Here is a 10,288-nt window from a genome sequence, read left to right as displayed (position 1 = left end):
CCGCCGTTCGAGATGTCGTCGTCCGAGGTGGTCACAGCGGCCTTCGCAAGCGTCGGTGCCTTCATCGTGCAGTCTCCTGTCCGAGGCGTCAGCCCCAGCGTCGGACCTCAGCGACTTACACAGACGATCTGACACGCCCACGGGTCCTGGCTCGCGCACCTGCAGCAGACCCACTCCGCGGCGGCGCGGGCGGCCGAGCCGATGCTGGTCCGGGTCATCGACTACACGATCGACGACGGACGCGACAACCACGCCACCTACCGGCTGTTGACCACCCTCACCGATCCCGCCGAGGCGTCCGCGGTCGAGCTGGCTGCCGCATACGCCGAGCGCTGGGAGGTCGAGCTGACCTTCGACGAGCTCAAGACCCATCAGCGTGGACCACGCACCGTGCTCCGCAGCAAGTCCCCGGACCTGGTCCTGCAGGAGATCTGGGGCCACCTGTGCTGCCACTACGCGATCCGCTCCCTCATGTCCGAAGCCGCCACCCACTCCGGGCACGACCCCGACCGCGTCAGCTTCGTCGCCGCGCTGCGGATCACCCGTCAGACCCTCACCCACCCGGGTGCTTTTCCCCCCTGAGCAGCACGACCGCGACAGCCCCGGCTGGCGCGACTTTCTCCGCCGGCTACTCCACCGGCTGACCCCCCACGCCGTCACCGCTCGGCGCCCCGCGTCATCAAACGCAAGTACGTCAAGTGGCTCGTCAAGCGCGCCCACCACGCGACGTGGCCCCAGCCAGACGGGCCGCCAACCTACAGCGCGGTCCCGCTAACTAAACGGTATTGGGATTAGGCCTTGGTGATCAGCTGCCAACGCCGAGGGCCGCGAGGGCGGCTCCGGTGCCGACGACCAGCAGGACCGCTGCCCCCAGGACCACGAAGCGGTGGTCCTGCTCTTGACGCCAGCGGTGCAGCAGCCAGGTCAGGCGCAGCAGGGGGGCAGCGATCACGAGTGCGATGGCGGTCCAGGCAACGGCATCGCGGGCAGCACCGGGGAGCACGGACGCCAGCAGGGACAGGGCGAGCACCAGCTGCGTGGCACGGCGCAGCCACGGCGCCTGCCAGTAGCCACGGATGGTGCTCACGGTCCCCGGCGGGATCGGAGGTCGCGTCAAGACCGCACCGCCAAAACGGCGGCAACCACGACGAGCAGCGTGCAGAGCCCTCGACGGATCACCAGCGGTGGAAGCCGGCTCTGCACCTTCGCGCCGAGCAACCCGCCCAGCAGGCTGCCGGCGATGACGGGGCCGGCGAGGCTCGTGTCGATGCGGTCCTGCACGGCGAACACAAGCAGCGCGGCCGCCGAGGTGATGCCGACCGTGAAGGTCGTCGTCGCCGCAGCAACGCGGACGGGGACGTGCATGAGCTCGTTGAGCGTCGGCGTCTTGATGAACCCACCCGAGGCTCCCGACGTCCCGGCGACGAAGCCGGCCAGCGCCATCAGCCCGAGCCCCCTGCGCAGGTGCGTGGTGCTATACGGCGCGACCGCATCACCCAGCCGGTAAGCACCCGAGAGGGACCCGACGCGCTCGCCCACGTCCGCATCGGTGCAGTCAGGGTTCGGTGGGTTGCGCAGTCCGGTACGGCGGGCACCGACGTAGGCGGCAGCGAGGGCGACGACCGCCAATCCCCTCGTCAGCACAGCCTCGCTCACCGCACCGGACAGCAGAGCGCCGGTCACGGCACCGGCGGAGGCGACCAGCTCGATCACCACACCGATGCGGTGGTTGACCGTCCGCTCCACCAGCTGTCGCGGTGCGGCCGCCAGCGATCCGCTTGCCACGCAGAGCAGACCGAGGGGAGCGGCAGCGGCCGCCGTCAGGCCCGTCAGCACCAGTGCGGGCACGAGCAAGATGGCGCCACCGAGGCCGCCCAGTGCCCCGAGGCACGCAGCAAGCAGCGATAGCCCGCCGTACCCGAAGGCTTCCACGAGCTAGACGGACGCGACCTGCGGCAGGACCTCGGCGACGACGATCCTGCCGACGTCGGTGACGGGGTAGCGGTGGCCGTAGCCCACCGTCGTCACGGTGGGCATGCCCGACCACAGCTCACCACCGTCGGTGGTGATGTTCGCATCCTTCTGGTCACGCGGCATCAAGGACAAGACCTCCTGCCAGAACGACATGGCGGCGACGGCCACCAGGACCGCCGCGGTGCTGGTGGCCTGTGCCCGGCGACCCCAGGGGAAACGCACCCAGCGTCGTGTGAGGAACCAATCCCGAACGCGCACAGGGCGGAGAGTAGCGCCGCCTGCCCTGTGAGGTACCTCGGTGAGAAGGCCGGCTGCCCTGTTGGGAGCGGCACATCACCTGCGTCGGTAGACGTCCGACCTGTGGTCCACATTCTCAACTCGTACAAGCCGCTGCACGTCGTCGATGCGGTAGATGACGCGGTAACTACCGCGCCGTGCGGAGTGTCGGCCGACCAGGTCCAGCTGTAGGGCCCGGCCGACGCGATGCGGGTTCGCGGCCAGAGCGCCGTAGACGAACTCCGCGACAGCCGTCACGACCTTCTCGGGCAGCCGTTGCAGATCGCGCTGCGCTGTCGGTGACCACGTCACCGTGAACGGTTGATCGCTCACCGGCGACGAACGCGGTCGAGCAGCTGTTCCTTCGTCAACACCTCGTCCTGCCCCGCAGCGATCTCGGCTTCTGCCTTCTTGATCCGCCGCATCAGTGCGGGATCGCTCAAGATGTCGAGAGTCTCCTCCAAGCCTTCGAGATCCTCGATGCTCATGACGACCGCGGCCGGGCGGCCGTGCTTGGTGATGATGACCCGCCCGTGCTCACGCTCAAGTCGCTCGACGACCTCCGAGAGCCGGTTCTTTACGTCGGCAAGCGGCATGTGCTCAGCGGCTGAGGTCATGGCCATAACTATAGCTAGATATCTACGATGCGCAACAACGAGGAAGGCCGGTTCTCCTCCTGTGGACAACACGCTTCCGCAGAAGCGTCACCCTGCGGAGGGCCCGGTCACCTCCAGGCGTCCACTGCCGCCTGCTGCCGCGGACCGACTCCACTTATCAACTCTCGGGTTGGCTGCCCCGGTCATCCCGGAGCAGGGCACGCAGCTGCTTGCGGTCGGTCTTGCCGACGGGAGTCAGGGGTACGACGTCGACGATCCGCACCTCGCGCGGGTGCTTGTGACGGCCCAGCCGCTCGGCGCCGAAGGCGACCAGCTCGGCAGACGCCACCGTCAGCCCGGGCCGCAGCGAGACGAACGCGACCACTTCCTCGCCGAGCACCGGGTCGGGGCGGCCGACGACGGCTGCGGATGCGACCGCGGGGTGCTGGAGCAGGACGTCCTCGACGTCGCGGGGGTAGACGTTGAAGCCACCGCGGATGACGAGGTCCTTGAGCCGGTCGACCACCGTGAGGTAGCCGTCGGCGTCGAGGTGTCCGACGTCGCCGGTGCGCATCCAGCCGTCGGGGTCGACGGCCTCGGCGGTGGCGGCGACGTCCCGCCAGTAGCCCGCCATCACGCCGGGCGAGCGGACGAGCACCTCTCCGGTCGGCTCGTCGATGCGGATCTCGACGCCGGGGATAGGCAGGCCCACAGTGCCGACCCGGGGTGCGTCGGGCGGGTTCATCGTCGCGGTGGAGGTGACCTCGGTGCAGCCGTAGCCGTCGCAGACGACGACCGAGGGCACCCGCCGCTGGAACTCGTGGACGACCGCGGGAGCGAGCGGCGCCCCACCGCAGGTGAGGTAGCGCAAGCTGTCGAGACCGTCGAGGTCGTGGGCGAGCAGCAGCTGCAGCATCGACGGGACCAGAGCGCCGGCCTCGACGGCGTGCGCGCGGACGAGCGCCACCCACTCCACCGCGTCGAAGCGGCGCTGCAGCAGCAGCGGCACGGGCGAGCCCTGGTGCATCCGGCACACCGCGTTGAGCAGGCCGTAGACGTGCGAAAGCGGGAGCGGCACGAGCATCGACCGGACACCACTGTCATCCAGGACCGACTGCCGCGCGCGCCCCGTGTGCCAGAGGTTGTCGTGGGTGAGCACGACGCCCTTCGCCCGACCGGTGGTGCCGCCGGTGAAGAGCAGGGCCGCCGGGTCCGACCCGTCGGCCGAGACGGCCGAGACGGCATCACCGAGCGGCAGATCCGTGAGGACCGGCAGGCCGGACACCGTCGCTGCCCGCTCCGGCGACGTGACGAGCAGAGAGGGCGAGGCCTCGTCCAGGACGTGCCGCAGCTCGGCCTCGCTGGCCGCGGGAACGACCGGCGTCGCGATGGCACCAGCCCGCCAGACCGCGTCGTAGAGGACGAGGACGTCGGGGGTGTTGAGCGAGCAGACCGCGACCCGGTCGCCGGGGCGCACGCCGAGCTCGACGAGGCCACCCGCCACGCGAGCCGCCCGGTCCGAGAGCTCGGCTGCGGTCCAGCGGTCACCCTCGAAGAGCACGTCCCCGGAGGACGCCCGCTCCCCCAGCTCACCCAGCGAAGGCACCTCAGTCGCCGCCCTCAGTCGCCGAAGGTGTCGAGGACGACGGAGCGGGTGACCTCGACGAGGTCGCCGGTGCGCTCCATGACCTGGCGTTGCCGTGCCGCCGAGGTCCCGCGCATCAGCGCCTGCTCGGCGAGCGAGGTGATCTCGTCCCACTCCCCCGCGCCCTCGAGGTCGTCGCGCAGCCGGTCGAGCAGGTCGTGCACGAGCGTCGCCGCAGGGACCAGGGTGTGGCTGCGCAGGTCGAGCAGCTCGCCCTCAAGCCCGTGACGCGCGGCCCGCCAGCGAGCGGCGCGCAGCGCCTCCGGACGCACCTCGGGCACCGGGGTGTCGGCGGCGGCGACGCGCACCATTGACCGGGCGAGCCCGGCGTGCAGGACCACGTCGTCGATCACCGGCATGACGTCGGCGACGCGGATCTCGACCGTCGGGAAGCGGGTCGCCGGCCGGGCGTCCCAGTAGAGGTGCGACGCGTCGTCCACCAGACCGCTCGTCACCATGTCGGCCACGACCTCGTCGTACCTCTGGGTCGAGCCGAAGACCTCGGTCGCGCCGGTGACGGGCCAGCGACCGAACCACTGGGTCCGGTACGACGCGTAGGACGTGTCGGTGCCCTCCCAGAACGGCGAGCTGCCCGACAGCGCCAGCAGCGCAGGCAGGTCCGGACGGAGGCGGTCGAGGACGTGGACGGCGACGTCGAGCGACGGGACCGCGACGTGCACGTGGCAGCCCGCGATCATCTGCTGCAGCGCCAAGAGGCCCCAGCGCTCGAGCAGCGCGACGTAGCGCACGCCGGCCGTCAGCCGCTGGTCGCGCCACGACGAGAAGGGGTGGGTGCCGGCGACGAGGATGCGGCAGCCGGACTCCTGCGCGGCCTGGTCCGCACCCGCCCGCAGCCGGGTCACCTCGCGGCGAACGTCGGCGAGCGTCGAGATGACCGGTGTCGCGATCTCGACCTGCGCGGTGGAGATCTCACCCTGGGCGCAGTCGCCGATCAGCTCAACCGCGCGTTGGGTGACCTGCGGCGCATCGGTGAGGGCGAGCGTCTCGACGGAGACGAGGTGGTACTCCTCCTCGACCCCGATCGTCGCGCCGACGGGCACCGTCACGCGCGCGCCCCGCGGAAGTCGGGCGCTCGCTTGTCGAGGAAGGCCCGCACACCCTCGGCGTACTCCGGGCTGGTGAGCGAGGCGGTGTAGAGCGCGCGGACCGCGTCGTCCTCCGTGCGCTCACCAGCGACCGACCGCGCGATGAGCTGCTTGGCACCAGTCAGCGAGATGCGGGCCCGCGAGGCGAGGACGGCGGCGAGCTCGTAGGCCCGCGACTCCACATCGTCGGCGACCTCGTGGACGAGGCCGATGCGCAGCGCCGTCGGTGCGTCGAGCAGCTCGCCGGTCATGAGGATCCACGACGCCCACGCCTGCCCGACGACGTCGACGAGCCTGGCCGTGGACTGCAGCGCGTAGACGATGCCGAGCTTGGCCGGGGTCACCCCGAAGCGGGCCGTGCTGTCGCAGACCCGCAGGTCGCAGGCGACGGCCACCTGCGTGCCGCCACCGATGGCCCAGCCCTGCACGAGGGCGACCGTCGGCTTCGCGCACTCGATGACGGCGCGCTCGCCGGCGGCCACGGCAGCGCCGTACCTCTCCGCGTCCTCCGGTCGCAGCCGCAGCTCCTGGAACTCCGAGATGTCCGCACCAGCGGAGAACGGCCCGCCAGGGGTGCCGCGCAGGACGACCACGTCGACGTCGTCGTCGGCGCCGAGCTCCGGCAGCACCTGCGCGAAGCCCTCCCACATCGCGAAGGAGATCGCGTTGTGCTTGTCGGGTCGGTGCAGCTCGACGGTCGCCACGGTGCCCTCGCGCGTCACGCGCAGTCCCTCGATCACACCCCCATCCTGCAGGATGGCCCCATGTGCGCCCGACTCCGCCGCCTGGTGCTGCCCACCACGGCCCAGGTGGCGGCCGGCCTCGCCGAGCTGGTGCCCGACGCCGACAGCGACGACGGGTGGTGGCTCTCGGTCGACGGGGTGCCGCAGAGCTTCGTCGACGTCGGCGACCCGACGCACCTGGAGTTCGAGTACGTCCGGATGATCGGCGACGTCGTCGACGTCCTGCCGCCCGGCCCGCTCGCCGCCGTGCACCTCGGCGGTGGCGGGTGCACCCTGCCGCGCTACGTCGCAGCGACCCGCCCGGGCTCGCGCCAGCTGGTCCTGGAGTACGACGAAAGGCTCGCGGCGCTGGTGCGCGAGCAGCTGGGCTGTGACGGCTTCAAGCTGCGGGTCGCGGAGGCGCGGGAAGGGCTCGCGGCGCTGCGGCCCGGTGAGGCCGACCTCGTCATCGGCGACGTCTTCGCGGGGGCGTCCCTGCCGGTGACGCTGACGTCGGTGGAGTTCGTGCGCGAGGTCCGGGCGGTCCTCACTGACGACGGCTGCTACGTCGTCAACCTCGCCGACGGCTTCGGCCTGGCCTTCTCGAAGGGGCAGGTCGCCACCTTGCAGGAGGTCTTCCCGCACGTCGTCGTGCTGGCCGAGCCGGGGGTGCTGCGCGGCCGCCGCTTCGGCAACGTCGTCGTCGCGGCCTCCGGCGTACCGCTGGACATCCTGGCCCTGCGGCGGCGCTCGGCGCGCGCGATCGGGACGGCCCGGGTGCTCGCCGACGACGACGTGGTGTCCTTCCGCGGCGGGGCGCGCGTGGTCACCGACGCGACCGCCGGCCCGACCCCGGTCCCGCCGCCCGAGGTCTTCGTCCGGTGACCGCTCCCTCACAGACCACCGTGCTCGTGGTCCACCACACCCCCTCGCCCGCGTGCCAGGCCCTGCTCGAGGCCGCGCTATCGGGACTGGCGCAGGTCGACGGGGTGACCGTGGTCGTGCGTGCCGCCCTGACCGCCTCGCCGGTCGACCTGCTGTCCGCGGACGGCATCGTCCTCGGGACACCCGCCAACCTCGGCTACATGTCGGGCGCGTTGAAGCACTTCTTCGACAACGCCTACTACCCGACGCTGCTCGAGAAGGTCGGCCTGCCCTACGCGCTGTGGGTGCACGGGCAGAACGACACGACCGGTGCGGTCCGGTCGGTGGCGACCGCGACGACCGGGCTGCGGTGGCGGTCGGTCGCGGCCCCGGTCACGGTCACGGGAGAGCCGTCGCCCGACGACCTCGCCGCCGTGTCCGACGCGGCCGCCACCGTCGGTGCCCACGCCGCCGGCCTGCTCTGACCCCGGCCCGTCCCGGTCTGCGCGCGCCACGCCGTGATCATCAGGCGGTCTGCACGCGACACGCCGACGCGTCCTGTGCAGACCACCTGACGATCAACGGGGCAGCATGGCCCGATGCACCTCGGGACAGGACGTGTCTTTTCCACGATCGGCGGATCGATCCTGGTCGGCACCGGAACCGCCAAGGTCATCGAGGAAGCAACGGCCTCCGACCCCGCGGTCAGCGGCGGCTTCTTCGCGGGGCTCGGGATCGGGCTCGTGCTGTGCGCGTTCCTCAAGCCCTACCCGGACGACACCTTCTACGGCTCGCCCCAGGACGACTGAGCGCCTATTACATGATCGACAGCACATCTGCACGAGGGTGGCTGCCCGCGCACGCTCACTCCGGTCACCGTCTCCGTGCAGATGTGCTGTTGATCTTCGTCAGGAAGCGCGCGGAATCCCGGTGACGGCGCAGGACCCCCGTGGCAGGCTCCGGCGGTGACTGCTGCATGACCGCCGAGCTGGACCCACTCGCGGTCAGCGAGGTCCGGACGCGGCTGCTGCGGCAGCGGGAGTTCGGGCTGCTGTTCTGGGGCCAGGCGGTCTCGTCCTTCGGTGACCGGCTCGTGATGGTCGCGATGCCGTTCGCGGTGCTGAGCATCCCGGGCGCGGACCTGTCCGACGTCGGGCTGGTGCTCGGCGCGACGACGCTGTCGCTCGCGGTCTTCGTGCTCGTCGGCGGTGTCGTCGCAGACCGGATCCCGCGCCAGCTGACGATGCTCGGCAGCGATGTCGTGCGCGCCGCGGCACAGGGCGTCACGGCGTACCTCCTGCTCACCGACCGCGCGACGGTGCTCTCGCTGGTGGTGCTCCAGTCGGTCTACGGCGCCGCCGAGGCGTTCTTCCGCCCGGCCGCCCTCGGGCTGGTGCCGCAGGTGGTGCAGAAGCTCGACATCCAGCCGGCCCAGGCGCTGCTCGCGCTGTCGAGCAACATCGCGCTGCTCACCGGTCCGGTCGCAGCCGGTCTGCTGGTGGCGGGCGTCGGGGCCGGCGGCGCGATCGCCGTCGACGCGCTGACCTTCCTCGTGTCGGCCGCGACGCTGGTGCGGATGCGCCCGACGCCGGGCGAGCGCGCGCAGGGCGGGTCGTTCGTGAAGGACCTCGCAGGCGGGTGGCGCGAGGTCGCCAGCCGCTCGTGGGTGTGGCCCATCCTGCTGGCCTTCTCGGCGTACCACGCCCTGGTCCTGCCGGCGCTGTTCGTCCTCGGCCCGCTCTACGCCGAGACCGACCGCGGGGGCGCGACGTCGTGGGGGGTCATCAGCGCCGGCTTCGGGATCGGGTCGCTGGTCGGCTCGCTCGTCGCGCTGCGAGTGCGCGTCGACCGCACCGGCCTGGTGATCGGCGCGGCGCTCGCCGTGTCGTGCAGCCAGGCGGTCATCGTCGTCCTGCCGATCCCGACCCTCGCAGTCGCGGCGCTCGAGGCCGTCACCGGGGTCACGGTCGCGCTGTGCTTCACGCTGTGGGAGACCGCGCTCAACCTGCGCATCCCCGCCGGCGCTCAGTCCCGGGTCAGCTCCTTCGACCACCTCGCGTCGCTGACGTTGATGCCGATCGGCTACGTCGTGATCGGTCCGGTCGCCGAGGCCCTCGGGACCCAGCGGACCGCCCTGCTCGCGACGATGGTCGCCGCCACGGTCTGCGTCGCGATCATCCTCGTCCCGGGTGTTCGACGGCTGCGAGTGGGGTAGACGTCGCTCAGCACACCCCTACAGAGGAGGACCCCGTGATCGGCTTCATCATCACCATGCTCATCGTCGGCGCGATCGCTGGCTTCCTCGCCCGCGCTCTCGTCCCCGGCCGCGACCCGATGTCCATCCCGATGACGATCGGCCTCGGCATCGTCGGAAGCTTCGTCGGAGGCTTCCTCGGCTACCTGCTGTTCGGCAAGGACGGCAACGAGGGCGTCCTGCAGCCCAGCGGCATCATCGGCAGCATCGTCGGCGCCATCATCGCGCTGCTCGTCTACCGCGCCACCGTCGGCAAGGAGAAGTACGCCGTCCGGTAGCCCACAGCAACCCCCCGCGACCCGGCCGTCTCCCCCTGTGGACGGCCGGGTCGCTGCTGTCGGAGGTACGACGGACGCTCCCGTCCATGACCGCTTCGCCGACCTCCCGCCCCCTCCGACAGCCGATCCTCGCCCGCGCCGTGCGCGCGCTGCTGCGCAGTGACCGCGTTGGGGACCGCAACCCCGACCCCGACACCGAGCGGGCCGTGCTCACCGAGCCGGTGCTGCGCCGGCGACGGATCACCGGCTACGCGATGTTCCAGCGGGCCCGCTACGACTACGAGGGCTGCCGGGACCCCGACGACGACTGAGTAGCCCTGCGACCGCCGGGACCACCAACCGCCGGCCGTCCGTCCGTCCGTCGCGGATGTGGCGATCACCGATGGCAGGCGGAGCGTGCGTGATCGCCACAACTCCCGCGCCTCCACCGTGTGTCCCGGGATGTCACGCGACTGTCCCGGATGTGGCGATCACCGACGGCAGGCCGAGCGTGCGTGATCGCCACATCCCGCGGGGGCGTGCGGGGGCGTGCGGAGGAGGGGCGGGCGGGCGCGGGGCGGGCGCGGGGCGGTC

At 71.6% G+C, this 10,288-nt stretch carries 14 protein-coding genes and 1 pseudogene; 7 read left to right on the top strand and 8 right to left on the bottom strand.

Going from position 1 to position 10,288, the window contains the following annotated elements; genetic code table 11:
• Positions 1-135 precede the first annotated feature (135 nt).
• Positions 136-582: pseudogene (locus Q8R60_09910) on the top strand (transposase).
• Positions 583-805: 223 nt separating this feature from the next.
• On the opposite strand, the gene Q8R60_09905 reads toward Q8R60_09910, so the two are convergent.
• From Q8R60_09905 to Q8R60_09870, 8 genes are all read right to left on the bottom strand, one after another.
• The gene (locus Q8R60_09905; protein MDP3712783.1) at positions 806-1,087 is read right to left on the bottom strand and encodes a hypothetical protein; all 282 of its coding nucleotides are present in this window, start codon (positions 1,085-1,087) and stop codon (positions 806-808) included.
• 26 nt (positions 1,088-1,113) lie between these two features.
• Complete coding sequence (locus tag Q8R60_09900; protein ID MDP3712782.1) at positions 1,114-1,932, bottom strand: sulfite exporter TauE/SafE family protein; 819 nt, start codon at positions 1,930-1,932, stop codon at positions 1,114-1,116.
• Between the two features lie 3 nt (positions 1,933-1,935).
• Positions 1,936-2,196, bottom strand: coding sequence for a hypothetical protein (locus Q8R60_09895; protein ID MDP3712781.1), 261 nt, complete (start codon positions 2,194-2,196; stop codon positions 1,936-1,938).
• A 111-nt stretch (positions 2,197-2,307) separates the two neighbouring features.
• The gene (locus tag Q8R60_09890) at positions 2,308-2,562 is read right to left on the bottom strand and encodes a type II toxin-antitoxin system RelE/ParE family toxin (protein MDP3712780.1); all 255 of its coding nucleotides are present in this window, start codon (positions 2,560-2,562) and stop codon (positions 2,308-2,310) included.
• Between the two features lie 17 nt (positions 2,563-2,579).
• Positions 2,580-2,867: a type II toxin-antitoxin system Phd/YefM family antitoxin gene (locus tag Q8R60_09885; protein MDP3712779.1), complete on the bottom strand. Its 288-nt coding sequence runs from the start codon at positions 2,865-2,867 to the stop codon at positions 2,580-2,582.
• Between the two features lie 157 nt (positions 2,868-3,024).
• A complete protein-coding gene (locus tag Q8R60_09880) occupies positions 3,025-4,407 on the bottom strand; it encodes a class I adenylate-forming enzyme family protein (GenBank protein ID MDP3712778.1) in 1,383 nt (460 codons plus the stop codon).
• A 59-nt stretch (positions 4,408-4,466) separates the two neighbouring features.
• Positions 4,467-5,558: a glutamate--cysteine ligase gene (locus tag Q8R60_09875; GenBank protein ID MDP3712777.1), complete on the bottom strand. Its 1,092-nt coding sequence runs from the start codon at positions 5,556-5,558 to the stop codon at positions 4,467-4,469.
• Entirely contained in the window at positions 5,555-6,337 is a 783-nt protein-coding gene (locus Q8R60_09870; protein ID MDP3712776.1) for an enoyl-CoA hydratase-related protein, read from the bottom strand. The genes Q8R60_09875 and Q8R60_09870 overlap by 4 nt, the downstream gene beginning before the upstream one ends.
• A 24-nt stretch (positions 6,338-6,361) precedes the next feature.
• On the opposite strand from Q8R60_09870, the gene Q8R60_09865 reads away from it, so the two are divergent.
• The 6 genes from Q8R60_09865 (at position 6,362) to Q8R60_09840 (ending at position 10,026) form a co-directional block, all read left to right on the top strand.
• Positions 6,362-7,204, top strand: coding sequence for a fused MFS/spermidine synthase (locus Q8R60_09865; GenBank protein MDP3712775.1), 843 nt, complete (start codon positions 6,362-6,364; stop codon positions 7,202-7,204).
• Positions 7,201-7,668, top strand: a complete 468-nt coding sequence (locus Q8R60_09860) for a flavodoxin family protein (GenBank protein ID MDP3712774.1) — start codon at positions 7,201-7,203, stop codon at positions 7,666-7,668. Before Q8R60_09865 ends, Q8R60_09860 begins: the two co-directional genes overlap by 4 nt.
• Before the next feature lie 114 nt (positions 7,669-7,782).
• Positions 7,783-7,992 (top strand): hypothetical protein, encoded by a 210-nt coding sequence (locus tag Q8R60_09855; GenBank protein ID MDP3712773.1) that lies wholly within the window; start codon positions 7,783-7,785, stop codon positions 7,990-7,992.
• A 167-nt stretch (positions 7,993-8,159) separates the two neighbouring features.
• A complete protein-coding gene (locus Q8R60_09850; GenBank protein MDP3712772.1) occupies positions 8,160-9,398 on the top strand; it encodes an MFS transporter in 1,239 nt (412 codons plus the stop codon).
• 35 nt (positions 9,399-9,433) lie between these two features.
• Positions 9,434-9,715, top strand: coding sequence for a GlsB/YeaQ/YmgE family stress response membrane protein (locus Q8R60_09845; GenBank protein ID MDP3712771.1), 282 nt, complete (start codon positions 9,434-9,436; stop codon positions 9,713-9,715).
• 86 nt (positions 9,716-9,801) lie between these two features.
• Positions 9,802-10,026, top strand: coding sequence for a hypothetical protein (locus Q8R60_09840; GenBank protein ID MDP3712770.1), 225 nt, complete (start codon positions 9,802-9,804; stop codon positions 10,024-10,026).
• Positions 10,027-10,288: the final 262 nt, after the last annotated feature.

The sequence above is a fragment of the Mycobacteriales bacterium genome (genome assembly GCA_030697205.1).
Classification (GTDB): Bacteria; Actinomycetota; Actinomycetes; order Mycobacteriales; family SCTD01; genus JAUYQP01.
Note: the sequence above shows the minus strand (reverse complement) of the source record. Positions and strands in the feature narration are given on the sequence as shown.